At 70.0% G+C, this 24,308-nt stretch carries 21 protein-coding genes and 1 pseudogene; 9 read left to right on the top strand and 13 right to left on the bottom strand.

From position 1 onward, the window contains the following. Nucleotides 1–91 precede the first annotated feature (91 nt). From ABD743_RS16535 to ABD743_RS16510, 6 genes are all read left to right on the top strand, one after another. Nucleotides 92–907 carry a mycofactocin-coupled SDR family oxidoreductase gene (locus ABD743_RS16535; RefSeq protein WP_344722971.1) on the top strand — a complete coding sequence of 272 codons (816 nt, stop codon included), beginning with the start codon at nt 92–94 and terminating at the stop codon, nt 905–907. A 1-nt stretch (nt 908) separates the two neighbouring features. Beyond that, nucleotides 909–2,087 carry a pre-mycofactocin synthase MftD gene (gene mftD, locus ABD743_RS16530; protein ID WP_344722970.1) on the top strand — a complete coding sequence of 393 codons (1,179 nt, stop codon included), beginning with the start codon at nt 909–911 and terminating at the stop codon, nt 2,085–2,087. Between the two features lie 83 nt (nt 2,088–2,170). Beyond that, nucleotides 2,171–2,656: a MarR family winged helix-turn-helix transcriptional regulator gene (locus tag ABD743_RS16525; protein ID WP_344722969.1), complete on the top strand. Its 486-nt coding sequence runs from the start codon at nt 2,171–2,173 to the stop codon at nt 2,654–2,656. A gap of 49 nt (nt 2,657–2,705) precedes the next feature. After that, a complete protein-coding gene (locus tag ABD743_RS16520; RefSeq protein WP_344722968.1) occupies nt 2,706–4,340 on the top strand; it encodes an MDR family MFS transporter in 1,635 nt (544 codons plus the stop codon). Between the two features lie 162 nt (nt 4,341–4,502). Next, nucleotides 4,503–5,120: an RNA polymerase sigma factor gene (locus ABD743_RS16515; protein WP_344722967.1), complete on the top strand. Its 618-nt coding sequence runs from the start codon at nt 4,503–4,505 to the stop codon at nt 5,118–5,120. 34 nt (nt 5,121–5,154) lie between these two features. Next, a complete protein-coding gene (locus tag ABD743_RS16510; protein WP_344722966.1) occupies nt 5,155–6,063 on the top strand; it encodes a hypothetical protein in 909 nt (302 codons plus the stop codon). A gap of 127 nt (nt 6,064–6,190) precedes the next feature. Here ABD743_RS16510 and ABD743_RS16505 read toward each other — a convergent pair whose 3' ends face one another. From ABD743_RS16505 to ABD743_RS16480, 6 genes are all read right to left on the bottom strand, one after another. Next, nucleotides 6,191–6,799: a CBS domain-containing protein gene (locus ABD743_RS16505; protein WP_344722965.1), complete on the bottom strand. Its 609-nt coding sequence runs from the start codon at nt 6,797–6,799 to the stop codon at nt 6,191–6,193. Nucleotides 6,800–6,990: 191 nt separating this feature from the next. Continuing rightward, nucleotides 6,991–8,352, bottom strand: a complete 1,362-nt coding sequence (locus ABD743_RS16500; protein ID WP_344722964.1) for an MFS transporter — start codon at nt 8,350–8,352, stop codon at nt 6,991–6,993. 54 nt (nt 8,353–8,406) lie between these two features. Further along, nucleotides 8,407–9,417, bottom strand: a complete 1,011-nt coding sequence (locus ABD743_RS16495; RefSeq protein WP_344722963.1) for a 2Fe-2S iron-sulfur cluster-binding protein — start codon at nt 9,415–9,417, stop codon at nt 8,407–8,409. After that, complete coding sequence (locus tag ABD743_RS16490) at nt 9,414–10,400, bottom strand: PdxA family dehydrogenase (protein WP_344722962.1); 987 nt, start codon at nt 10,398–10,400, stop codon at nt 9,414–9,416. The genes ABD743_RS16495 and ABD743_RS16490 overlap by 4 nt, the downstream gene beginning before the upstream one ends. Continuing rightward, nucleotides 10,397–10,873: an aromatic-ring-hydroxylating dioxygenase subunit beta gene (locus tag ABD743_RS16485; protein WP_344722961.1), complete on the bottom strand. Its 477-nt coding sequence runs from the start codon at nt 10,871–10,873 to the stop codon at nt 10,397–10,399. Before ABD743_RS16485 ends, ABD743_RS16490 begins: the two co-directional genes overlap by 4 nt. Beyond that, the gene (locus tag ABD743_RS16480; protein ID WP_344722960.1) at nt 10,870–12,138 is read right to left on the bottom strand and encodes an aromatic ring-hydroxylating dioxygenase subunit alpha; all 1,269 of its coding nucleotides are present in this window, start codon (nt 12,136–12,138) and stop codon (nt 10,870–10,872) included. Before ABD743_RS16480 ends, ABD743_RS16485 begins: the two co-directional genes overlap by 4 nt. A 143-nt stretch (nt 12,139–12,281) precedes the next feature. Between ABD743_RS16480 and ABD743_RS16475 the strand changes: the two genes are divergently transcribed. After that, nucleotides 12,282–13,016: an IclR family transcriptional regulator domain-containing protein gene (locus ABD743_RS16475; RefSeq protein ID WP_344722959.1), complete on the top strand. Its 735-nt coding sequence runs from the start codon at nt 12,282–12,284 to the stop codon at nt 13,014–13,016. On the opposite strand, the gene ABD743_RS16470 is transcribed toward ABD743_RS16475, so the two are convergent. Continuing rightward, complete coding sequence (locus tag ABD743_RS16470; RefSeq protein WP_344722958.1) at nt 12,999–14,477, bottom strand: FAD-dependent oxidoreductase; 1,479 nt, start codon at nt 14,475–14,477, stop codon at nt 12,999–13,001. The genes ABD743_RS16475 and ABD743_RS16470 overlap by 18 nt on opposite strands. Nucleotides 14,478–14,694: 217 nt before the next feature. Further along, nucleotides 14,695–15,915, bottom strand: a complete 1,221-nt coding sequence (locus tag ABD743_RS16465) for a cytochrome P450 (RefSeq protein ID WP_344722957.1) — start codon at nt 15,913–15,915, stop codon at nt 14,695–14,697. 163 nt (nt 15,916–16,078) lie between these two features. Here ABD743_RS16465 and ABD743_RS16460 point away from each other — a divergent pair, with 163 nt between their 5' ends. Then, entirely contained in the window at nt 16,079–16,576 is a 498-nt protein-coding gene (locus tag ABD743_RS16460) for a MarR family winged helix-turn-helix transcriptional regulator (RefSeq protein ID WP_344722956.1), read from the top strand. Nucleotides 16,577–16,579: 3 nt separating this feature from the next. On the opposite strand, the gene ABD743_RS16455 is transcribed toward ABD743_RS16460, so the two are convergent. The 3 genes from ABD743_RS16455 to ABD743_RS16445 form a co-directional block, all read right to left on the bottom strand. After that, on the bottom strand, nt 16,580–17,191 hold the full coding sequence (locus ABD743_RS16455; protein WP_344722955.1) for a VC0807 family protein: 612 nt from the start codon (nt 17,189–17,191) through the stop codon (nt 16,580–16,582). A gap of 364 nt (nt 17,192–17,555) precedes the next feature. Next, nucleotides 17,556–19,238, bottom strand: coding sequence for an alpha-keto acid decarboxylase family protein (locus ABD743_RS16450; protein ID WP_344722954.1), 1,683 nt, complete (start codon nt 19,236–19,238; stop codon nt 17,556–17,558). A gap of 226 nt (nt 19,239–19,464) precedes the next feature. Further along, nucleotides 19,465–20,157 (bottom strand): IclR family transcriptional regulator, encoded by a 693-nt coding sequence (locus ABD743_RS16445; RefSeq protein ID WP_344722953.1) that lies wholly within the window; start codon nt 20,155–20,157, stop codon nt 19,465–19,467. A gap of 278 nt (nt 20,158–20,435) precedes the next feature. On the opposite strand from ABD743_RS16445, the pseudogene ABD743_RS44505 reads away from it, so the two are divergent. After that, nucleotides 20,436–21,595 (top strand): annotated as a pseudogene (locus tag ABD743_RS44505) (macrolide family glycosyltransferase). A 94-nt stretch (nt 21,596–21,689) separates the two neighbouring features. Here ABD743_RS44505 and ABD743_RS16430 read toward each other — a convergent pair. Continuing rightward, nucleotides 21,690–22,871: an acyl-CoA dehydrogenase family protein gene (locus tag ABD743_RS16430; protein WP_344722952.1), complete on the bottom strand. Its 1,182-nt coding sequence runs from the start codon at nt 22,869–22,871 to the stop codon at nt 21,690–21,692. Next, nucleotides 22,868–24,064, bottom strand: a complete 1,197-nt coding sequence (locus tag ABD743_RS16425) for a heparan-alpha-glucosaminide N-acetyltransferase domain-containing protein (protein WP_344722951.1) — start codon at nt 24,062–24,064, stop codon at nt 22,868–22,870. Before ABD743_RS16425 ends, ABD743_RS16430 begins: the two co-directional genes overlap by 4 nt. Between the last annotated feature and the right edge of the window lie 244 nt (nt 24,065–24,308).

Raw genomic sequence — 24,308 nt, 5'->3', positions numbered from 1 at the left:
TATAGTGGCACTCGATGCCACAAAGGTGCGGCGGCGCGTGCGATACCGCGCTCCCGCAGGCCTCGGTCGCCGATAAAGGGAGTGGAAGTCGATGTCAGGACGCGTCGAAGGCAAGGTCGCGCTGATCACGGGCGCCGCACGAGGGCAGGGCAGGGCGCACGCCGTGCGGCTGGCCCAGGAGGGCGCCGACATCATTGCGATCGACGTGTGCGCGCCGCTGCCCGGCGTCGCCTACGACTCGGCGACGCCCGCGGATCTCGAGGAGACCGTCCGCCAGGTCGAGAAGCACGACCGCCGGGTGATCACCGGCCAACTGGACGTCCGCGACCTTGGCGCCCTGCGCACGGCCGTGGACGACGCCGTCGCCGAGCTGGGAAGGCTCGACATCGTGGTGGCCAACGCCGGGATCTGCATTCCGGCGCCATGGAACGAGGTCACCCCGACGATCTTCGACGACACGATCAGCACCAACGTCACCGGCGTGTGGAACACCGTCATGGCGGGCGCCCCGCACCTCGTCACCGCAGGCGGGGGCTCCATCATCCTCATCAGCTCGGCCGCGGGCCTGAAGGTGCAGCCGTTCATGGTCCCGTACACCGCCAGCAAGTTCGCCGTGCGCGGCATGGCCAAGGCGTTCGCCGCCGAACTGGCCCAGCACCACATCCGGGTCAACAGCGTGCACCCGACCGGCGTGAACACCCCGATGGGCTCCGGAGACATGCAGGCCGTGCTCGGCAAGGCGATGGCGGGCGACCCCCGGTTGGGCGGGATGTTCACGAACCTCCTGCCCGTCGAGGGCACGGAACCCGAGGACATCGCCGACACCGTGCTGTTCCTCGCCTCCGACGAGTCGAAGTTCGTCACGGCGCACGAGATCGCCCCCGACGCCGGCGTGACGGAGTTCTGAGATGGCCAGCACGAGGGACTGGTTCGAGACGGTCGCGGAAGCGCAGCGGCGCGCGAAGCGGCGACTGCCCAAGGGCGTCTACCTGGCACTCGTGGCGGGCGCCGAAGCCGGCGTCACGATGGACGACAACGTCGCCGCCTTCGGCGAGCTGGGCTTCCGCCCGCACGTCGCCGACCTGCCCGCCGCGCGCGAGCTCGCCACCACCGTGATGGGCCAAGAAGTCAGCTTCCCCGTGCTGATCTCCCCCACCGGCGTGCAGGCGGTCGACCCCGACGGCGAGGTCGCCGTCGCCCGTGCGGCGGCCGCCGCGGGCACCGCGATGGGCCTGTCCTCTTTCGCGTCCAAGCCCGTGGAGGACGTCGCAGCCGCGAACGACAAGCTCTTCTTCCAGACCTACTGGGTCGGCGACCGCGACGCCATCCTCGCCCGCGCCGAACGCGGCCGCACCGCAGGTGCCAAGGGCTTGATCGTCACCCTCGACTGGGTCTTCGACTCACGCCGCGACTGGGGCAGCCCCTTCATCCCCGACAAGCTCGACCTCAAGGCGATGGCCCGCTACGCACCCCAGGTCGCGCTCAAACCCGCCTACCTGATGCAGTGGCTCAAGCACCGCAAGCTGCCCGACCTCGGCGTGCCCAACCTCGTCGCACCCGGCGAGCAGGTGCCCACATTCTTCGGCGCCTACGGGCAATGGATGTCCACTCCCCTGCCGACGTGGCAGGACCTCGCCTGGCTGCGCGAGCAGTGGGGCGGGCCGTTCATGCTCAAGGGCATCACCCACCCCGACGACGCCCGTCGCGCGCTCGACATCGGCGCCACGGCGATCTCGGTGTCCAACCACGGCGGCAACAACCTCGACTCCACCCCGGCCACGATCCGGCTGCTGCCCGCCGTCGCCGACGCCGTCGGCAACCAGATCGAGATCCTCCTCGACGGCGGCATCCGCCGCGGCAGCGACGTGGTCAAAGCCCTCGCCCTCGGCGCCCGCGCCGTCATGATCGGACGCGCCTACCTCTGGGGCATGGCCGCAGGCGGCGAGAAGGGCGTCAGCAACGTCCTCGCCATCCTCCGCAGCGGAATCGACGAAACCCTGCTCGGCCTGGGCAGAACCTCGATCCACGACCTCGGGCCCGACGACCTCGTGGTCCCCGAGGGCTTCACCCGGGCCCCGCAGAAGTAGGGCTCGGCATCACCACACTTTTGAAGGTTGCTACATACAACTAACTTGAGTTAGTTTGCATGTATCAACCATGGAGGGGGACAGTGATCGCGTCGACGACCGCCGCGGATCTCATCGAGGCGCTGCGGACGATCGTCCGTACAGGACGGGGCGCCAGGCAAGCTGCGCTGTTCGGTGATCTACCCGGCGCGTCCGTCACCACGCTCGTCGCTCTCGACCGGCACGGGGAGCAGCGCATGGGCGAGTTGGCCGAACGCCTCTGCGTCGACCCGTCGGTGGTGAGCCGGCAGGTCGCGACGCTGGCGCGCTCGGGCTTCGTGGCCCGCCGTCCCGACCCGGTCGACGGGCGGGCGCAGCTTCTGGGCATCACGGACGCAGGACGCGACGCCATCGCCCGATACAGGGGCGAGTGGATCGGATGGGTCGCGCAGGCGCTCGAGGACTGGGACGACGACGACGCCCACCATCTCGTGGTGTCGCTCCATCGGCTCGCCGACGACCTTCGGCAGACGGCGCCGGCCCCGTCCCGTCCGACACTCCCCCACCCGACGACGCCCGCCGCGCGCTGACGCGACCGGCGGCCGCTCGCCGAACACCCGAAGTACGAGGAGAACGACCTTGGCCACGTCTACCGACGGGGTGTCCGACACCCAGCCCACTGCCCTACCGCGCGACCCTGCGGAACCGTCATCCGCCGAGGACGACGGCCGGATGACGCACCGGCAGACCCTGGAAGCACTCTCCGGGATGCTGCTGGCGATGTTCACCGCGTTCCTGTCCTCGACGATCGTGTCGAACGCGCTCCCGACGATCATCACCGATCTGCACGGGACGCAGCACCAGTACACCTGGGTCATCACCGCGACCCTGCTGTCGTCCACCGCCAGCACCCCGATCTGGGGCAAGCTCGCCGACCTCTTCAGCAAGAAGCTGCTGGTCCAGCTCGCCATCCTGATCTTCACGGCCGGTTCGGTGCTCGCCGGTCTGTCGCAGTCGGTCGACACCCTGATCGCGTGGCGGACCGTGCAGGGCCTGGGGCTCGGCGGGCTGCAGGCACTGGTGGTCATCGCCATCGCGGCGATGATCAGCCCGAGAGAGCGCGGCCGATACACCGGGCCGATCGCAGGCGTGATGTCCGTCGCCACGGTGGCGGGACCGCTGATCGGCGGCGTCATCGTCGACACGAGCTGGCTCGGCTGGCGCTGGTGCTTCTTCGTCGGCGCCCCGCTCGCGCTGGTCTCGCTCATCGTGGTCCAGCGCACCCTCAACATCCCGGTGATCAAGCGCCCCGTCCACATCGACTACCTCGGCGCGGCCCTCATCGCCGGCGGTGTCTGCGACCTGCTGATCTGGGTGACGCTCGCGGGCACCGAGTTCGCGTGGGGGTCGAGAACGTCGCTGCTGCTCGCCGCGATCGGCGTCGCCCTACTGGCCACAGCCGTCTTCGTCGAGACGAAGGTGAAGGAGCCGATCATCCCGCTGCGGCTGTTCCGCGACCGCACCACCACGCTGGCGACCGTCGGCAGCATCGCCGTCGGGGTGGCGCTCTTCGGCAGCGCCGTCTTCCTCGGCCAGTACTTCCAGATCGCCCGCGGCTACTCACCCACGGCCGCCGGCCTGCTCACGCTCCCGATGATCATCGGCTCGACGGCATCGTCCACGCTGTCCGGCCGGCTCATCACCCGGCTCGGACGGTGGAAGGGCTTCCTCGTCGGCGGCTCGGTCCTCATGGTCGCGGGCTTCGGACTGCTCGCCACCACCGACCACGCGACGAACATGGTCGTGCTCGGCGTCTACCTCTTCCTGCTCGGCACCGGAATGGGCATGACGATGCAGAACCTCGTGCTCGCCGTGCAGAACACGGTGGCCGGCACCGATCTCGGTGCGGCCACCTCGACGGTGTCCTTCTTCCGTTCGCTGGGCGGGACGGTGGGTGTGTCGGTGCTCGGAGCCGTGCTCGCCGCGCGAGTGACCGACCTGACCGTGCTCGGCATCACCACGGCCGGCGTCCCGGTCCCCGCCGGTAGCGACGCCGGCAGCGTCGGGATCGGAAGCCTCAACGAGCTGCCCGACGCCCTCGCCGACATCGTCAGGGCCGCCTACGGCGACGCCACCTCGCAGATCTTCCTCATCGCAGCCGTCCTGTCGGTGGTCACGCTGATTGCGGTGCTCACCATCAAGGAGGTCCCGCTGCGCACGAAGACCGGCATCGAGCTGCAGCGCGAGGCCGTCCGCGAGGCGGGGGCCGCGTAGCCCGGGCACCTGCCTCCACCAGCACGGCCGCGAGCCTTGAGCGAAGTGGGCGGACCGGCCGCGTAACGGTCTCGGCGCCCGCGGCGCTGAGGGGACGGACGGTCAGCGGTTGCGCTCCCCCATTGCTCCGCACCTTCCGTCCCCGACCGACGTGGAGGACGCGTGCGCGCTGCCGCGGGCGAAATAGCCCCGCCCGGGCCCCAACCCGGCCCTGCCGATCCCGACCTGGACGAGGCGCTGCGTGCGGCCCGTCGCGGCGACGAGGCGGGGTTCGTGCTCCTGTACAGGGATCTCCAGCCTCGGCTGCTGCGCTACGCCACCGTGCTGGTGGGCGGCGAGGCCGAGGACGTGACGGCCGAGACATGGCTGCAGGTCACACGCGACCTGCGAGGCTTCGCCGGTGATCTCGACGGGTTCCGCGGTTGGGTGAGCACGATCTGCCGCAACCGGGCGATGGATGTGGCGCGCACGCGAACCAGGCGTTCCGCGACTCCGGCCGACATCGCCGTTCTCGCCGACGTGCCCGAACCGCGGCAGCCGTACGACGCGGGGATGGAGGCTCTGTCCACCCGGTGGGCGATGGAGCACATTCTGGCTCTGCCACGGGCCGAGGCCGAGGCCGTCCTGCTGCGCGCGGTCGTCGGGCTCGACGCGCCGGCGGCGGCCCGAGTGCTCGGCAAGCGCCCCGGCACTGTGCGGGTCGCTGCGCACCGCGGCCTACGGCGCCTCGCGCGCCGGCTGGAGGAGGACCGATGGACAGCGGGTGGCGGGCATGCGTAACGGTTCAGGAGGCCACGGCGCTGGACGGAACGAGATGCGCACCTCCGATCCGGTCCGGCTGACCCGCCCCGCCGCCGAACGACTGCTCGACGGCGGCGACGGGCCTGCCGACCTCCGTCACCTGCTCGACGTCGCCGCCGGCCCCGGAACGTCGAGTGAGCTTGCAGGCGAAGGCGCCGCCCTGGCGGCCTTCGTCGACGCACCACGAACCGCGGCGCTTCCCAGCCACCAGCCTCGGAGAACATCGACGCTCAGCACAGTCCTGTCCAAGATCCTGGCAGCGAAGGCCATCGCCGCGATCGCCCTGGTGGCCGGCGCGACCGGGGGTATAGCGCTCGCCGCGCAGTCCACGGGAGTTCGCGAGGACCAACCCGCCGGCGCGCACACCAGCACCGAGGGACGCCCGACCGCGTCCGCCGAGCCGGCCCGGCAGGACGGCCCCGACCGGCCGGCGGGCGCAGCCGGACAGGCGGGCGAACAGAGCAATCCCGCAACCGAGCCGTCCATGGCCGGCCTCTGCCACGCCTGGACCACCGCCGCAGCGGACGATCCCGGCAAGGCCGCGGAGAGCCAGGCGTTCACCGCGCTGGTGGCTGCCGCGGGAGACCCCGACGCAGTGGCGGCCTACTGCGCCGGTCTGCACGGCACGTCAGCCCCCGAGCAGTCCGGCAACGCTCCGGGCAGATCCGAATCGGCGCCAGGCCATGCCGACGCCGCATTCGACGGCTCCGGTGCGGCACCGGGCTACTCCGGTAGCGCTCCCGGGCAGGCACACAATCCCTTTCGGCCCGACCACTCCGCCGGGGCTCCCGGGAGGGCGGACGACAAGGGCGACAAGATCGACAAAGCGGAACGGCCGGCCGGTGCGCACGGGCCCGACGAGCAGAAGCCGGACCCGCCGGGGCGCGACGCCTCGAACGGGGCGAAGACATCCCAGCAGTGACATCCTGCTGGCCGACTCGGCCGTTCGGCGCGGAGCGAGATAAGTCGACCCACCACCGTGATGTGCGAGGAGTCGTAGAACGAACCGGCGCCCCGCCCCGACGAGGCGCAGTGTCACCGAGCCGGCGTCACCCACCGAGCGGCGACGTCTCCACCACTCGGCATCGGGTGACCCCGATCACCGACTCGGCCACGCGAACTGCCGCGTTCCGGTCGGAGGGGTCCCTGCGCTCGTCGAAGATCGTCACTTCGCCGTCCTGCACCGTCGCCCGCCAGCGGCCCACTCCTCCGCACAGGTTGAGCCTGCGCCGCACGTCGGCCTCGATCAGGCCGTCGTCACGGGCGAGCGCGCGCACGAGGTCCCGGTAGGTGATCACGCCGATCACCACGCCGTCCTCGACGACGGGGAGGGACCTGACGTTCGCCGAACGGAGCACGGTCAGCAGGTCCGCGACGCCCTCCTGCGGATGCGCGGTGAGCACGTCGCGCACCATCACATCCGCAACCACGGCGCCGGGATCCCGGTCCTCGCGCTCGTCCAGCGGAATCCGCCGGTCGGGCGGGAAACGATCCGCCAGGAGTTCCGCTTCGCCCACGACCCCGACCAGGCGACCATCCCCGGCCACCACGGGCAGGGTTGTGAAGCCGTGGGAAGCGAGCAGCGCCGCGGCGTCCTTCACCGGCAGTTCCGGTGGGACGACGACGGCGGGGCTGGACATGATCTCGCGAATGCGCACTCTGTCCTCCTGGGAATCGCCTGAATCCGGACGCTAAGCGCGACTCGCCCTGCCCGCACGGAGGCGTGGGGCTCCCGGTACACGGACCAAGGACCCTGCTCCGCCAGGTCGTTCGCCGACCGCACACACCGAGCGGCCTCCGCACACGCCTTCGGCCGCATGTGCGGAAGCCCCACAGTGTGTGCCGTCGATCAAGCTCTCGCGGCCAGTGCGGGCTCGGTTTCGTGGGTGCCGTAGCGGCGGTCCAGTACCAGCACCGCCAGGCCGGCCGCCAGCACCGGCACGGCCATCGCGTAGAAGACCGCACCCGCCGACCATTCGGCCGAGAGTGCCGCGCCGATGATGATCGGACCGAGGATTCCCCCGATGCGGCCGATCCCGAGCGCCCAGCCGACCCCGGTGGAGCGCATCGAGGCCGGATAGAACACCGCGGCGAGTGCGATCAGGCTCTTCTGCCCACCACTGATCGCGCAGCCTGCGAGGAAGTTCGCGATCATCAGCACCCACAGCGGGGCGCCGAACGCGATACCGGTCGCCGCGACGAACACGGCTCCCGCGAGGTAGAACACGCCCAGCGTGCGGTAGGCGCCGATCCTGTCCATCGCGGGCCCGGTGATGAACGCCGCGGCGATGCCGCCGACAGTGGTGAGCGTCGTGGTGGTGACCACCACGCTCATGTCGTAGTCGAGCCCCTGAAGGATCGTCGGCAACCAGCTCTGCAAGGCGTAGAACTCGGCGAGGTTGATCGCGAAGACGAACCAGAGCACGGCGGTGCCGAGCACACGGTCCCGGGTGAACAGGCTGCTCAGAGCGGCGCGCTTCCCGGAGTCCTCACCGGCGACGTCGAACCGCGGCGCCTCCGTCGGTACGAGCGTGGGATCGATGCGTCGGAAGATCGCGTAGACGCGCTGCGGGTCCTGGCCGCGGCGGAGCATGAAGACCGGCGACTCGGGCAGGAAGCGCAGCAGCAGCGGCAGGAGGACGAGCGGGGCGAGCGCCCCGACCCAGAACACCGAGCGCCAACCGTGGATGGGGATCAGCCAGCCCGCCACCAGACCCGCAACCACGAAGCCGAGTGAGAACCCGCAGTAGATGGCCAGGACGAAGGTGGCGCGCAGGCGCTTCGGGCTGAACTCGCCGGTCATCGCGACACAGCTCGGCGCGGCGGCACCGAGACCGAGCCCGGTGAGGAACCGCAGGACGATCAGCTCGGTGACGCCCGCGGACCAGACCGCCACGAGCGTGCACACCGCGAACCCGGCCACGGCCACGACGATGACGCGCTTGTGGCCGAACCGGTCGGACAGCGGCGACAGCAGGAGGTAGCCGATCATCAGCCCGACCAGGGCGGAGGAGAAGATCGGGCCGAGCACCGCGGTGGGTAGGCCCCACTCCTTGGCGATGTGCGGAGCCATGTAGCTGATGGCCTGGGTGTCGAACCCGTCGAGGAACATGACCAGCCCGCACAGGGTGATCACTGCGTACTGGAACCGGCTCACGCGGCGCTCGTCGACGAATCCGGGCAGCCGCAGGGTGGATGGGTCGAGGGACATCGTTGACCTCGCTCCGGGGTCATGGCCGACCCCTGGATGTGGTGGGGAACGGGATCAGCCGGCGATGGGCTGGGCGTCGCCAGAAGCGACGAACGCGTCGCAGAAGAAGCGATCGGGATCGAGCCCTGCCGCGGCGAAATCCGCACGTGCAGCGGCCGTCATGTCGGGGTTGCCGCACGCGTAGACGTCGTGGGATCCGAGGTCGGCGTGGTCGGCGAGCACCGCGCGGTGCACGTACCCGCAGCGCCCGGGCCACGCCGGATCGGGCCGGGAGAGAACCGGGGTGAAGGAGAACCAGTCGTACTTCTGCGCCCACCGGTCGGGCAGCTCGGCGAGGTAGAGATCCTCGCGGGATCGGGCGCCCCAGTAGAGGTGCAGGCTCCGGTCGCCACTCCGCTTGATCTGGTCCTCGACCATCGACTTCACCGGAGCGAATCCGGTGCCCGTCGCGACGAGCACCACCGGCCGGTCGGAGTCGTGGTCGAGGGCGAACTCGCCGAAGGGCAACTCGACGGTGAGGGTGTCGCCCTTCGTGAGCCCGTCGAGCAGGCCGCCCGAGAACCGGCCGCCAGGCACGCGCCGCACGTGCAGCAGTGCCCCGTCGTTCTGGTGGGGCGGGTTCGCCATCGAGTAGTTGCGCGTGTCGCCGCCGGGCAGGCGCACGGTCAGGTACTGCCCCGCCCGGAACCTGACACGGACTCCCGCCGGGAAACGCAGGGCGACCGTGGCGACGTCGGGCGCAGCCGTCGTGATCTTGTGGACCTTCGCCTCGATGGTTCGCCGGGCCGGGGGCTCGCTACTGACGATGCGCTGCGGGGCGATCTCGACGCTCGAGACCGGCCGGGTCTGGCACAGGAGCACGCCCGTCGCGGGGCCTTCGACCGTGCCACGGCCCCTCACCTCGCATGTACCTGCGGTGAGACCGCCCTCGCATGTCGAGCACACACCCTTGCGGCAGGAGTAGGGCATCGCGTAGCCCGCGCGCTCGGCCGCGTCGAGCACGGTCTCACCGGGCTCACACCCGAAGACGATCTCGCTTCCGGCGACCCGGACGTCGTGGCTCACGCCGGGACCTCCGTCTGGCGGCCTCCGACCAGCCGCACGGCGCGCAGCACCGCATCGGGGTCGGCGACGCCCCTGCCCGCGATGTCGAACGCGGCGCCGTGCCCGACGCTCGAGAAGGTGATGCCGGCGCCGACGGTCAGCGCCGACGCGGTGCGGCCCGCCAGGAGCTTGACGGGGACGTGGCCCTGGTCGTGGTACATCGCGACGAAGGCGTCGAACTCGCAGCGCCGGTCGGGGCCGAGCATCAGGTCGGCCCCGATCGGCCCCACCGCATCGGTCCCCCGCTCGCGCAGCGCGGCCACCGCCGGGACGGTGACGCGGTCGTCGTCGCGGCCGAACAGGCCACCCTCTCCGGCGTGTGGGTTGATCCCGAAGACGCCGATCCGCGGGCCGACGACGCCGGCCCCCTCCAGGTAGCCGACAGCGGCTTTCGCGGCCGCCGCGACCAGCGGAGGTGTGAGTCGGTCGAGCGCGTCGCCCAGCCGCTCGTGCAGGGTCGCGTGCACGATCCGCAGACCACCCCCGACCAGCATCAGGAAGACGTGGTCCCTCGGCACGCACGCCAGGTCGGCGAGCAGACCCGGGTAGCCCCCGAAGGGGATGCCCGCCGCGTTGACGGCGGTCTCCGAATGCGGGCAGGCCACGATCGCCCGCCCGATCCCCGCCTGCACCGCGCCGACGGCCGCGCGGAGATACGCGACGGTAGCCGCGCCCGCCTCCGCGCTGACCGTGCCGGGGAGCAGCTCACCGTCGGGCAGCGCCTCGACCGGCAGGACGTCCACCGCGTCGGCGTCGGGGACGGCCGGAGCATCGATCTCACGCAGCCGCAGCCCGGAGTGCTGCACCCATGGTGCGACGACGTACGGGTCCGCGACGAGCACGGGGGCGAGGTACGGCTCACCCGCAAGGGCGACGGCGGCCTTCACCGCGATCTCGGGACCGATCCCGTTCGGGTCGCCGACGCTGAGCAGTACGCGGCTCACAGCGGGAGCGCCAGGAGAGTGTCGATGCGCGAGCTGTCGCAGACCACCACGCGCTCGGACAGCACAGGCCGATCACCCTCGAACGCGTACCGGTCGAGGTAGCGCCCGGAGGCAAAGAGGTCGCTGGCGCCGTCACGCATGATCCGTACGACGAGGAACGGTGTCTCGCTGCGTACCTCGCCACCGTCGTCGGGGCCGTCGTCGAGGAGGAAGGGCTGGCCGAGGATGTGGCGGTAGGAGTGCCGCTCGTAGATGTTCGCCTCGCGCAGCGCCGTGACGCGGTCGACGAGCATTCCGCGGCTGTCGGCCCAGATCAGCCCCGCCGGAAGCCCCTCGCGGTGATTGTCCGCGGTGGTGACGGTGTAGAAGCACTTCTCCGTGAAGAAGTCCGGCCATTCCTCGAGACGGTCGGAGTCGATGCATCGGGCGTAGGCGGCCTGCGCCTGCGCGATGGCCCGGAAGGCGTCGGTCATGCCGGCACCCCTGCGCGGCGGATCCCGGTGCTGATTCTCATCGCCGCCAGGTAGGCCTTCCAGAACCCCCGGATCGACGCCTCGGTCACCCGGCTCTCGCTCGACGCCGCCGACGCCCCGCCCATCTCGACGACGGCAGCCTGATCGCTCGCACCGGCCACCCCGCGCTGCACGAAGCCGCCCACGCAGCCGTCCTCCATCGACACGTAGCCTGCGGATCCGACGAGGTTCGACTGCTTGAGCCGGGCGGTGTGCTGCTCGGGCGTGTCCTCGGCGAAACCGAGCAGGGTCCAGTTCAGCTCGGTCCGGTCGACCGCGCGCGGCAGGATCTGGCGCACCGCCACCGAGTTCTGGATCTGCTGCAGAACGAACGCGGGGAACGTCGACAGGATCTGGAGAGTGGTGTCGTCGCCGACCTCGCTGAAGCCGTCGAGCAACGACGGATCGGCCAGCCGGAAGCCACTCTCGGAGCGGATGTTCTGCTCGGCGTAGGAAGCGTCGCGCTCGGCGTCGCGGTCGATCGCCGAATAGCTGACGTGGTGGCCGCCGTTCTCGCTGACGATGATCCCGCCGCGCTGCGAGAGCCGGTTGAGCTCGAACGTCGTGAAGAACAGATGCAGGATGCTCGCGTGGTAGGAGTCCTTGACGTTCTCCACATAGAGCTTCCAGTTGTTGGGCAGCATCTGGGTGTAGCGCCCGATCACCACGGGGGTGCGCCCGCCCAGCACCCGCTCGATCCGATCCATGATCTCGTCACCGAGGTAGTCCTCGATGTCGTCCACGTCGTCGGAGAGGCTGCCGAAGACGAGTCCGTGCACCACGGCCAGGCGCAGCTTGCGCGGTGCGTGGTCGGACTTGCAGAACGAGTCCGGCATCCCGCCCGTGCCCTTGATGCCCCCCTCGAACGCGACGCCGGTGAGATCGCCCTGCAGGTTGTAGCTCCAGGCGTGGTAGACGCAGGTGAAGTCCTTGGCGGTGCCCCGGTTGTCGAGGGCGAGCAGAGCCCCGCGGTGCGCACAGCGGTTCTCGAAGGCATAGAGCTCGCCGTCCTGGTCGCGAGCGACGATCACCGGCAGGTCGCCGAGATAGCTCGTGCGGTACTGCCCGGGTGAGGCAACCTCCGCCTCCAGGCAGAGGTAGTTCCAGCACGGCCCACGGAAGAGCTTCTCCTGCTCCGCCGCGTAGACGTCCTCGCGCTGGAAGACCCAGTACGGAACCCGAGTAAGGGTCTCGGGCCAGTCCGGCAGCGCTGCGGTGGTGGACACAGCGCACCTCCTCTTCGTGGCACGGCGCCTTGACCGGCACCGAATATGTTCGTATAACGAACAGCGTGGTGGTTTCTCGAACAGTAGAGGCAAGCGGCTCCGGCGATGTCAAGGACGCAGGACCCGGGCGAGGCCCCGAAGGAATGGCAGGTCTCGCCAAGGGGCTCGCTGTGATCGAAGCGTTCGGGAGGACGTCCTCGCAGCTCACGGTGGCCGACGCGGCGCGGCTCACCGACGTGACGCGCGCCGCGGCACGGCGCTGCCTGCTCACGCTGACCGAACTCGGTTATCTGGATCACGACGGCAAGTACTTCCGTCCGACGCCGCGAATGCTGCGGCTCGGCAGCGCCTACCTCGACACCGCGTCCCTTCCGGCGCTGGCCAACCCCCACCTCGTCGCCGCGCGTGACGCGTTGAACGAGTCGGTGTCCCTCGCGGTGTGGGAGGACGGCTGGTCCGTGTTCGTCGCACGTGCCGAGGTGGAGCGGATCGTCTCGACCGGCGTCCGCATCGGTGCCCGGCTGCCCGCCCACTGCTCGGCCACGGGCCGGGTGCTGCTCGCGGGCCTCGGCGACGAGGAGGTGGCGAGCTACCTCGCCCGCGGCGGCCGGGAGCGGCGCACGATCCGCACCGTCATCGACGCGGACGAGCTCACCCGCCTGGTGCAGTCAGCCCGGGTCGACGGCTACGGCACCAGCGACGAAGAACTCGAACTGGGGATGCGTGCGGTCGCCGTCCCGGTGCACGACGCACGCGGGCGGACTGTCGCGGCGATGAGCGTCAGCGCGTCCAGCGCCCGGGTGACCGCCGAGGAGATGCACCGCGACTTCGTGCCGGAACTAGCTGCGCACTCGGCACGGCTAGGCCGAATGCTGTGACTCCCCCGCCCCCACCCCTTCCCCGTCTCGGCGCACATCTTGTGGCCGCCGCACACACGGTCTGCGCTGTGTGCGGTGGCCACGAGGTGTGTGCCGTCGCATTGCGAGTCGGTTGGCCAGCAGCGCTCGGGCTAGCAGCCCGGGGGTGGACAGGGCCGCCGGGTGTTCGAGCATGACCGTGACCGCACGGAAGCGACGCGCGATCACCACGTCGGTCGCCGACGCGGCCTGCACCTGCGCCCGGATCCAGCGTCCGAGCCGCTCCCGCCATGACGCCTCGAGGTGGTGGCGGGCTTTGTCCGCGGCGGTCGAGATCTCCCACGCCGCATCGACGACCACCCTCTGCATCGCGAAGAACGACCGCGCCGGCGCGGTCAGGCGCGGACCGGACTGGAGATATGCCGCCAGACAGGCCGCGTGCAGCGCCGCCGACGACAGCCCCTGCCCGTAGACCGGGTTGAACGAGGCCACCGCGTCTCCGACGCCGATCAGCCGGGCAGGCAAGGAGTCGGGACAGAAGTCGCGGCGACGGCTGTCCGCCTGGTGATAAGTCTCGATCGGCCCGACCGGATCGCCGTCCACGGCCTCGCCGAAGAACGACGGCAGTTCCGACCTGCAGAGCGCCACGAACTCGTCATCGTCGCGGCCAGGCCGGTCCTCGCCGTAGCAGGCGAGCGTGATCTGCCACCGGTCGTCCTCGATCGCCTTGAGCGAGGCGACACCGACCCGCGACACGGGGCTGCCGGGGCGGTGGCGGGCGATCACGTTGGCGACGTCCGGGAGGCCGGGCTCCCTGCGGAAGAATCCGGTGGCGTAGTTGACGTCGGCCGGCACCCGCCGCAGCGGTGGCCGTTTCCATCCGGCGTGCTCCAGCCAGTCGCTGAGCCTGCTGGCCCGGCCCATCGCGTCCACCACCAGGCCTGCCGGCTGGACGTGCTCGACCCCGTCCACGCGGTACCGCACACCCGTCACGGCGGTGGCGTCGATGTCCAGCCCGCAGGCCTGGCCGGTGACAAGTCGGACGTTGGGCAGCGCCAGTGTGCGATTGCGGAGTTGCTCCTCCAGGAACGGCCGGCTGCAGCTCAGGACCACGTCCTCCTGGGCGTTGACCCGACGCAGACCGTCCGAGTAGGCGGCGGAGTGCGCCGGATCGACGAGCACCGCGCCCAGCGCGGCCGCCTGCTCACCGAAACCCGGGAACCACCGCTCGATCTGGACCCGGCCACCCGCGAGGAGGAGGTGTATCTGCAATCCGTGCGGCACACCCCGGCGGCCGCCACCGGTCGGTGCGTCACGCTCGATGATCAGCACCGACCCGGCGTGATCGGCCAGCACACGCGCAGCCAGCAGCCCGGCCACGCTCCCCCCGAGGACCACCGCGGTGTCGACCAACTGCACGGGATGCGCAGGTGGACGCGTGGAGCTGAGCTGGGCGAACACCTGCCGCGGTCCTGTGCGCATTCCGACCTCCGGACGAGGACGACGAACAATTCGCCCGGGATCACTGCGCAGTCAGAACAATTTCCCACCGCAGCCGCGATACGCGCGCCCGAGATATCTCAGGGTAGGTGAGGATCAGGGCGTGCAACGCGACGGTGGCCGGGCACCGCTGTGACTGTTCACACGCAAGGCCCTCCATTTCGTCCGGCTCTATCCGGAATGGAACCTGCCGGGCCGATCACCAGGTCACCGGCAGTTCGTAGACGCCGTAGACGAAGCCATCCGTCTTGAACCGGAGCTGCTCGCGTTCCACGGCCAGGCGCAAGGTCGGAATGCGCCGGTAGAGAGTGCTGTAGACGACCTGCAGCTCCATCCGGGCGAGCGGCTGGCCGAGGCACTGGTGCACCCCGAACCCGAACGCCACGTGATGGCGCGCCTCGCGGCGGATGTCCAGCCGGTCAGGGTCGGCGAATGCCTCAGGGTCCCGGTTGCCGACGTCGTTCGGCATGATCAGGCCCGTGCCGGCCGGGATGTGCTGCCCGGCCACCTCGATGTCCTCCAGAGCGACGCGACGGCGGCCGCCGTGGGTGATGTTGAGGTAGCGCAGCAGCTCCTCGACCGCGCCCGCCACGACCTTCGGGTCATCCGTCTCGCGGAGGATGTCGAGCTGGTCGGGGTGTTCCAGCAGGGCGATCGTGCTGAGGGCGATCATGTTCGCGGTGGTCTCGTGGCCGGCGATCAGCAGGAGCACCGCCATCGCGGTCGCGTCCTGCCTGGTCAGCTCCCCCGCTTCGATCCGCGCCGCGAGCCCGGACAGCAGGTCGTCTCCACGGTTGGCGAGCTTCGCGCCCACCAGCGCGTCCAGGTAGCCGGCGAGCTGCCCGTGCGCGGCCCCCCGCTGCTCGGGCGTGGAGCCCCGGTTCACCAGGGTGCGGGTGATGCTCTGGAAGAAGTCATGGTCGTCGTAGGGCACGTCGAGGAGATCGCAGATCACCAGCGAGGGCACGGGGAGGGCGAACGCCTCGACCAGGTCGACGGGTGTCGGGCCGGCGAGCATCGTGTCGATCGCCTCGTCCACGATCTTCTGCACCGCAGGCCGCATCGCCGCCACCCGCTTGACGGAGAACGCCGCACTCACCATCCGTCGCAGCCGTGCGTGCTCGGGGTCGTCCATCCCGATGAAGCTGAGGGTGCCGTTGCCGGGAGCCTGGCGCGGGTAGCCCGGCCGATCCATCTCGGCACTGACCTTCCGGTTGGCCAGCACCGCCCGCTGGTCGGCGTACCTGGTGACCAGCCAGGGCGTGCTGCCGTCCCAGAGCCGCACCCTCGCCATCGGACACTCCTGCTGCAGCGCCTTCAGCGTGGGCGGTGGGTCGAACGGGCACTCGGCGGCCCTGGTCATGGGGTAGTCGGGAATCTCGGCAGGGTTGTCCTCGACCGCGTTGACTGCGCCGCTCATCGCTGCTCCTCCAGGCCTCTCCATGCACCATCAGCTCGACACCGATCGATATGTGCACCGTACACACGTTATGCATCGTGCATAAAGAGTGCGTGATGCATATGGTTTTGCTATGCATCACGGACCCGTCGCGACGGGAGAGCTGACGGCGGGAGGACCGGACGTGACACCTGAGATCGACAGACCGGCGCACCTGGTCGAGTACGAGACCATGCTGCTCGGGAGGCACCTGCACCTGGCGGCCCCGCCCACCAGACAGGGCGGCAGGACCATGGAGCGCAGCGCGTACATCCTGCTCAGCCGCATCCGGGTGGAAGGCCCGATGTCCATCGGGCAGCTCAGCGACGCGTTCGGGCTGGATCCCTCGACACTCAACCGCCAGACCTCCGCCGTGCTGCGTGCCGGGCTGGTGGAACGCATCCCCGACCCGGACGGCGGGATGGCTCGCAAGTTCCGCATCACCGCCGAGGGCGAGCGCCGGCTCGAGCAGGAGCGCAGCGCGATCGTGCAAAGGATGGAAGAGGTGATGACCGACTGGGACCCCGACGACATCGCCACCTTCGCCGCTTGCCTGAAGCGGTTCAACACCGGCATCGAGCGCGTGAACGGGCGACCGTGGCCACGCCCCGCACTGAGCGAACCAGGCCCCGGCACGCGGTGAACGTCAGACGACTGCGGCCGGCCCGATGCGCAGGTGGATGCCATTCCCGGCCAGGGCCCGGCGGAACCACCAGACCGACAACGCGATGCCCATCGCCACCACGGAGTACGAACCGGCGGTCGACACGAGCAGGAAGTTCCCGACGGTCTGTGTGGCCAGAACGACGATCGTGGTCACGCCGTTGATCAAGAACACCAGCGCCCACAGCAACGAGACGCGCTTGAAGAACCGCTTGATCCCCGGATGCCCGCTGATGCCCTTCGGCAGGGCACAGAAGTCGTCGGCCAGCTTCGCCAGCAACGGCCGGTCGAGCCCGATCGTCACCAGCAGCATCAGCGAGAAGACGAAGTTCTGCACCGTGGGCTGCAGGAAGTAGAGGAACGCGCTACCCGTCTCCAGCCCGACCACCGTACGCACCACCAGCAGCGCCGTGGTGATCAACAGGATCGTCGGCAGCTTCTGCCCGGCGACCAGCCGCCTGCCGATCGCCAGCCCCGCCCAGCCCAAGCCCGCGATCAACCCAGCGTTGAACCCGACCTCGCTGAGCAGCACCCAGAACAGAGCCAGCGGCACCAGCGTGAACTCCACCAGCGGCCGCCCAGCCTGCCTGAGCATCTCCCTGATCGGAGGAAGGTGAATCGTCGTGCGGTGCTCCACCATCCGGCTGCACTCCTCCTGATCGCAACGGGCCCCTCGTAGTACACGGACGCCGGCGAGTTTCGGTTGCACATCGGACGGCACATTTTCGCCGCTGTACCTGCCACCAGTGGCGACCCCGGAGACACGGCTCGCTTCGCACCCCGAACCGGGTGTCGCGTTCGGCGCGATCGATGATGAACGGGACAAATCTCCGGGACGGAAACGGGGACGAAATGGGCCACCCTCACCCCAGGCAAGTCAACGCCGGCCGGAGGGACTCGTCGCATGAACACGTCCCACGGTGATGCCGGCTACGGGAAAGCCGGGGAAGCAGCGCCTGTCACGCCCCGTTCTGCCTCGCCAGCGCTTCGGTGGCCCGGCACAGGAGAGCGGGTACATCGAAACGATCGAGTACGACCTCGACGAAGGTGAGATCGCCTGCGGCGCCGTCGCAGGCGGCCAAGGCCTTGTCGAGCTCCGACGTGGTCTCGACCCGATGCACAGATGTCCCGTCCGGGGCGCCGAACGCCGCGGGCAGGGCCGTCCAGTTCCAGTGGGCCACGTCGTTGTACACGGCGTTCGGTCCGCGGATCTTCCGCTCGACCGTGTAGCCGTCGTTGTTGAGCACGATCACGACCGGATCCAGGCCTCGCCGGAAGAACGTGCCGAGTTCCTGGATGGTCATCTGCGCCGCACCGTCACCGGTCACGAGCAGGACGCGCCGTTTCCCGCCGGCAGCGAGCTGAGCGCCCAACGCGGCGGGCAGGGCATACCCGATCGAGGCCCACAGCGACTGCGCGATCACGTCGACACCGGACGGGAGGCGCAACGGCGCCAGCCCGTAGGACGAGGTTCCCTGGTCGACCACGACGATGTCGCCCGGACGCAGGAACCGCTGGATTCGTTCCCAGAACACCGACTGCGTGAGAGCACCGCACAACGGCGGCTCCTCCACGAACGGCGCCGGGAGCACCTCCCGGACGGGCAGCGGAGCACGGTCGGCCAGGATCTCCCCGAGCGTGGCGAGCGCGTTCGCCATCGGGAGCCCGTCGACGATCTCACCGGCGACGTCGACCCGGGCAGGCTGCACGTCGATCAGCCGTGCCGGATCCAGCTTCACGGTGAACCCGCCCGAGCTCAGATCGGCCCACCACAGCCCCGCGCCGATGACGACGTCGGCGTCCTCCACGGCGGAGCGCACGGCCTCGTCACTGAGCCCTCCGACGTAGACCCCGAGGAAGCCCGGCACGCTCTCGTCGATCAGGCCCTTGGCCGCCACGGTGACCGCCGAGGCCACGTTCTCGACGCCCACCAGCGCATCGAGTTCGGCGGTGACACCGTGGCGGGCGAGGTGGTCCACCAGCACGACCACGCTCCTCGCCGATTCGAGCATCGCGGTGGCGGACTCCGCGAGAGCGGACACGGGCGCCGCCAGGTGCGCATCCGCGGACGGAGCGCTCGCGGTGACCTGGATCGGGGTGTCGACGAGATCGGCAGGCACGCTGATGCTGCCCGGGCGCTTCCTCTCGAGCACCACAGAGAGCACCCGGTCGATCTCCCTCGCGGCGGTCTCCTCGGTCAGCACTGCCGAAGCACACGTCACCTCGTCGAGGGCCCGGACGAAGTGGTCCATGTCCCCGTCGAGGAGGCTGTGGTGCACCGGGGCGCCGGCCTGCCGCACCGCCGTGGCCGGTGATCCGACGATGTGCAGGACCGGCACCGCTTCGGCGAAGCTCCCGGCCAGGCCGTTGAGAGCGGACAACTCGCCGACCCCGTAGGTCGTGAGCACGACGCCGAGACCGCCGACGCGGGCATACCCGTCGGCCGCATAGGCCCCGTTGAGCTCGTTGGCGGTGCCCACCCAGTCCAGATCCGGGTGATCCACAACGGCGTCGAGCAGACGGAGATTGAAGTCGCCGGGGACGCCGAAGACGTGTCTGGCACCCGCAGCCACGAGCCGGGACAGCAGGTACTCGGCCACGGTCGGCGCATTCGTCGCCCGGGCAGAAGGTTCCGTGGTCACACTCGCTCCTCGAGGCCCCCTCGTGGGCGGCCGATCAGCAGGCGCCTGCGGGCATCGTTCTCATTATTTGATGAAATTACTCCAAATCCTGATGGTAGGCGCGCATGCGACGGCCAGCAAGAGACCACCGACAATGGCGGTTCGGAATCAGATGGAAACGGCGAAACGCGGCGGATTCCCGATTGCTGCGCCTCTGCGCATTACGCGGGCACGGCCGCAATCCTGGTCACCTGCCGTGGCGCAGGGCGTCCTCGAGGTGTGCCGCTGCTGCCACTACGGCATCCCCGAACCGGACGCCGGGCCCCTCGACGGCTCGGGCTATCGGCGCAGACACACAGACGGCGGCGAGCACCTCGCCGTTCTGCCGAACCGGGGCGCTCACCGAACACACGCCCGCTATCCGTCCGGCCACCGACTCGAACCACCCGGGGTGCTCCGGCTCAGGAGCAGGCGCTTCGAGGGCGAAGGCCGCCGATCCCCCCACGGAAATGGGCAGGAGGGCTGAAACAGGCAACGATGCCCGCAGTTCCTTGTCGGCCTCGATCGACACCACGCACAGCCGTCGAACCCCGCGTCGCACCCACAGCTGGCACGACTCACCCGTCTGTCGAGCCAGCGCGACCAGAACGGGTTCGGCCGTGCGCACCAGCGGTGACGACGGGAACCGCTGGCCCAGCCAATGCCGCCCCTCGTCGTCGCGCCGCAGGAGTCCGTGCACGACCATGGCGCGCACCAGCCGATGCGCCGTCGGGACCGACAGCCCCACATGCCGCGCCAGCTCACTCGACCTCATGGGCGTGGTCTCGACCGCGTCCAGGATCGCCACCACACGATCCAGCACCCCGACACCGGTTCCCCGCGCTTCGGCCGGCGAGCCAGGCGATGCGCTCATCCCGTCGAGCAGAGAATCGTTGGTCATATTGTGATAATAGTGCGGCTGCTCCCCTACCCCTGCGCACGCGCGGCATTGCGCCATCCGCCACCTGCTGCATCGCACCTCGGTTGATCTCGTTCGCCCGGATGCTCCGGTAATTCGGTTCGACGTCCTCGCCGGCTCCGCTACAGTCCCGGCCGTGATCCAGAAGCAGCTGTACGGCTGAGCGGGCTTTCCGCCGCACCCGCCCGCACGCCGGGCGGGTCCGCGTCCTGCCCTCGTCCGAATAGCAGACCTGGAGAATCCTCGTGTCCCACATCCTGATGGTGAGCGTCGGCGCACACGGCCACGTGAACCCGAACCTGCCGGTGATCGCCGAGCTCGTCGACCGCGGCCACCGCGTCACCTACGCGATCCCCGAGTCCTTTGCCGCCACCGTCCGTTCGACGGGCGCCACCCCACTCGTCTACACCTCGGGCCTGCCCGACGAGACGCGCGGCGAGCAGTGGCCCAGCGACCCCATCGAGGGAATGTCGATCTTCTTCGAGGACGCGGTTCGCGTGTTGCCGCAGCTGGAGGCGGCGCTCGCCGACGACCGGCCCGACGCCGTCCTCTACGACATCGCGGGCTACCCGGGCCGGGCCCTGGCTCACCGCTGGAGCCTCCCGCTCGTGCAGCTCTCCCCCGCGCTCGTGGCCTGGCGGGGCTACGAGGAGGACATGGCCGACGTGCTGACGTTCTGGGCGAGCCGGAGTACGAGCGCTATCAGGAGCGGTTCGCGCACTGGCTCGCCGACCTGGGGATCGACCTCGACGTCGACACGTTCAGCGGGCGCCCGCCGCGCTGCATCGTATTGATCCCGCGGGCGATGCAGCCCAACGCCGACCGCGTCGACGACGACATCTACACCTTCGTCGGGCCGTCGCTGGACCGGCGCCCGCACCAGGAGGAGTGGCCGGAGTCGGACAAGCCCGTCCTGCTGGTCTCGCTCGGCTCCGCCTACACGGATCGAGCGGCGTTCTACCGCGACTGCGTCGCGGCGTTCGGTCCGCTGCCCTGGCAGGTCGTGATCGCGATCGGCTCCCATGTCGACCCGGCCACGATCGGCACGCTGCCTCCGAACGTCGAGTTGCATCGCTGGGTCCCGCAACTCGCCGTACTCGCCCGCGCGCAGGCCTTCGTGACGCACGCGGGGATGGGCGGGTGTTCCGAAGGGCTGTACCACGGAGTTCCGATGATCGCCGTACCGCAGGCCGTCGACCAGTTCGGGAACGCGGCGATGCTGGAACAGCTCGGGATCGGCGTGTCCATCCCGGCGGAGTCCGCCACTCCCGAGGCGATGCGGGAGGCGTTGCTCTCACTCGTGGGTTCGATCGACGTCCGGGATCGCCTCGCGGTGCTCCGCGACGAGTTGCGTGCGGCGGGCGGTGCCGGCGCCGCGGCCGACATCGTGGAGGCCGAGTTGGCGAAGGCCCGGATCTGATCTCACGCCGCGGCCTCCAGCGGGGCGCGACAACGCTCGTGCCCTGACCATGCTCGATGGTCAGGGCACGTGCCGTTGAGGGTGCACACGGCCGTCAGCTCGCCTTCGGCACCAGGTCCATGAACAGCCAGTCATGCGCAGGGGCGAGGCCGCCCAGATAGCGCCCGCACGCCTCGATCACGCCCGGGGCCGAGGTGACGTGCTGCGTGCCCGCGTGCATGTCCCGGAAGTAGCGCTGCATCACCCCCGACCGCAGCGCGGTGGTGCCCCCCGCCCGATAGACGACGACGCTGATCGCCTCCGCCGCCCACGTCGCGTTGTACAGAGCAAGCCGCAGCAGCGTCTTCTGCTCGACGCTGAGGGTGGCGCCGGAGTTGATCGTCTCGCTCGCACCGCGCCACGTCTCGTAGACGAAGGAGCGAGCCGCGTGCCAGCGGGCCTCGGCCTCACCGTAGATCGCCTGGAAGCCCTGATGTGCCGCCATCGTGCCCGGCCGACCGGACTTCGATCGGACGAGCGCGCACAGCTCGTCGAGCATCCGTCGCGACACCCCCAGCGCCCACGCCGAATGGCCGATCAACGCGATATGCGCGATCCCGAGGGTGAACAGCGGGCCACCCCGGACCGGTGTCTCGGTGGGGCCGGAGTGGGTGAAGGCAGCCGGAACGTAGACGTCCTCGATCGTGTAGTCGATGCTGCCGGTGGCCTTGAGACCCAGCACGTCCCAGTTGTCGATCAACTCGGCCTTCTCGACCGGGAGCACGAAGATCAGCGGCTCGCCGCTCTCTTCCACGATCCCGAGCGTGTGGATCCACTGCGCGTGCTTGATGCCCGACGCGAAGCTCCACGCCCCCGAGAGCCGGTAGCCCTCACCGTCCCGCACCGCCTTTCCCGGCCGGGTGCCCTGACCTGCCACCACGGGGAAGCGCGGCCCCCGGAACATCTCGGCCACCGCCACGTCGCCCAGGTAGGCACCGCCGGTACCCGTGGCCAACGACGCTGTCGTGACCACCCAGCCGGTGGACGGGTCGGCCTCGCTGAGGGCCTGCACGACCTCCAGCGAGGAGACGGGATCGAGCTCGACGCCGCCGAGCGAGGCAGGGACCCACATGCCGAAGAGGTCCTTGTCGTGCAGGGCGTCGACCACCGCATCGGTGAGCTGCCCCGCGGCTTCGTTGGCGGCGCTGTTCTGACGCAGCAGTGGCTGGAGCTCATGAGCGGCGACCACCAGATCGGCGTCGTCGGCGCAGCCGTGCACCCAGGGGGCTGTCGTCATCGATCGTTCCTCTCCATGTGCGGGGACCGGGGGCGAGGGCGAGCTGATCCGGCGACGACCGTGCTCGCCGGCCGGCAGCCCTGCCGTCGCGTCGGCTGCCGCGACTCACCGTGAGCGGCGTGTGAGCCCGGCCCCTCCGCGCCTCGCGGTCCGAGGACGGCACGCCGCACCCTGCGCGAGGCCACGCCGACCAGCCATTCCAGCGGGCCCTGCTGCTGCCTCGCCAACGCTCGCCACACCACCTCGAACAGGAGCCCTCCGGCGACCAGCGACAGGAACAGCACGACGGGTTCGTGCTCCAGCACACCCGGGACCAGCACCAGCACGTGTGCGGAGTAGAGCGTCAGCGGCATGGCCCCCGCTGTCCTGATCGGCCACAGCAGGCGTGCCATCACCGGGACGTGCACCACGAGCAGCGACGCCCCGACGACCGCGATCGCCGCACCGAGGGCGTGTACGTCATGGATGAGAACCATCCAGCTCTGCTGATGCGGTAGCGGCAGCATCAACCACAACATCCCCATGGCCACTGTTGCGAGCCCTCCGAGGAGCAGCCGGTACGCGACCTGGACGGAGGTCAGATCCAAGCGGCCGATGGCGAGCCCGGCACAGATGTAGGCGAGGTAGGCGAGCACCGGGTAGAAGCCGGTCAGGAACACCCCGATGACCAGCCCGGACGGATCCGTGACCAGGGTGGCGAACGTGGGGTTCTCGACCGGCCTCGGAACGGCGGCGTCGGCGAGCGTCGCTGTGATCATCGGCGGAGCGACGAGCAACAACACGGCCGCGATGCGCGTCAGCATCCATGGCCGCAACCCGAGTAGCGGAATCGCGAGCAGGAAGAGCACCGCGAAGCAGGGAAGCACGATGTCCGCACGACCGGTGGACCCGAGCGCCAGACCGATCACGGCGACCAGCACGGCGTGGACCGCGATGCCGGCACGAACCGCTGCGCGCTCTCGGCGCGCACGCTTGCCACCGAGCATGAGAGCGAGGCTCACCCCCGCCACCAGCGCGAACGTCGTGACCGACCAATCGGCGGCCGCGGTGGTGACGCTCGACGGCTCGTCGGCGTCGAACACGTGCGCGGCCATCATGCCGAGCAACGCGAGCCCTCTGGCCAGGTCCACGCCGGCGATCCGGGTGCATTGTGCGAGTCCGTGGACCGTCGTTCCGGACGACCGGTCGGTCACCCGCGCGCCCTCGCACTCGCGACGGTGGCCGCGTCGCCCCGCCACCGCGCGTGCAGAGGTAATTCCTCGCCCTTCATGAGGAAGGAGTGCGGGTCGAGCACCACTCCGTCGCGGCTCGGTACGCCGCAGCGGGGTCCGATCGTGAAATGGTCGGAATTGACGGGTACTTCCTCCCGTGACGCCGCCGCCCAGGGTTCTGATCGTCGGATCCTGATAGACGCACGTGATCGACAACCATTTTTGG

Origin of the sequence: Pseudonocardia yunnanensis (assembly GCF_039534065.1) — a bacterium.
Classification (GTDB): Bacteria; Actinomycetota; Actinomycetes; order Mycobacteriales; family Pseudonocardiaceae; genus Pseudonocardia; species Pseudonocardia yunnanensis.
The sequence above is the reverse complement of the archived record's forward strand: the minus strand, read 5'-3'. Positions and strand labels throughout refer to the sequence as shown.

What these genes read in the sequence shown, in the direction of transcription:
- ABD743_RS16535 (WP_344722971.1), top strand. Translation starts at nt 92, where the DNA reads ATGTCAGGACGCGTCGAAGGCAAGGTCGCGCTGATCACGGGCGCCGCA.
- mftD (WP_344722970.1), top strand. Translation starts at nt 909, where the DNA reads ATGGCCAGCACGAGGGACTGGTTCGAGACGGTCGCGGAAGCGCAGCGG.
- ABD743_RS16510 (WP_344722966.1), top strand. Translation starts at nt 5,155, where the DNA reads ATGCGCACCTCCGATCCGGTCCGGCTGACCCGCCCCGCCGCCGAACGA.
- ABD743_RS16500 (WP_344722964.1), bottom strand. Translation starts at nt 8,352, where the DNA reads ATGTCCCTCGACCCATCCACCCTGCGGCTGCCCGGATTCGTCGACGAG.
- ABD743_RS16485 (WP_344722961.1), bottom strand. Translation starts at nt 10,873, where the DNA reads ATGACCGACGCCTTCCGGGCCATCGCGCAGGCGCAGGCCGCCTACGCC.
- ABD743_RS16475 (WP_344722959.1), top strand. Translation starts at nt 12,282, where the DNA reads ATGGCAGGTCTCGCCAAGGGGCTCGCTGTGATCGAAGCGTTCGGGAGG.
- ABD743_RS16470 (WP_344722958.1), bottom strand. Translation starts at nt 14,477, where the DNA reads ATGCGCACAGGACCGCGGCAGGTGTTCGCCCAGCTCAGCTCCACGCGT.
- ABD743_RS16465 (WP_344722957.1), bottom strand. Translation starts at nt 15,915, where the DNA reads ATGAGCGGCGCAGTCAACGCGGTCGAGGACAACCCTGCCGAGATTCCC.
- ABD743_RS16455 (WP_344722955.1), bottom strand. Translation starts at nt 17,191, where the DNA reads ATGCTCAGGCAGGCTGGGCGGCCGCTGGTGGAGTTCACGCTGGTGCCG.
- ABD743_RS16445 (WP_344722953.1), bottom strand. Translation starts at nt 20,157, where the DNA reads ATGACCAACGATTCTCTGCTCGACGGGATGAGCGCATCGCCTGGCTCG.
- ABD743_RS16430 (WP_344722952.1), bottom strand. Translation starts at nt 22,871, where the DNA reads ATGACGACAGCCCCCTGGGTGCACGGCTGCGCCGACGACGCCGATCTG.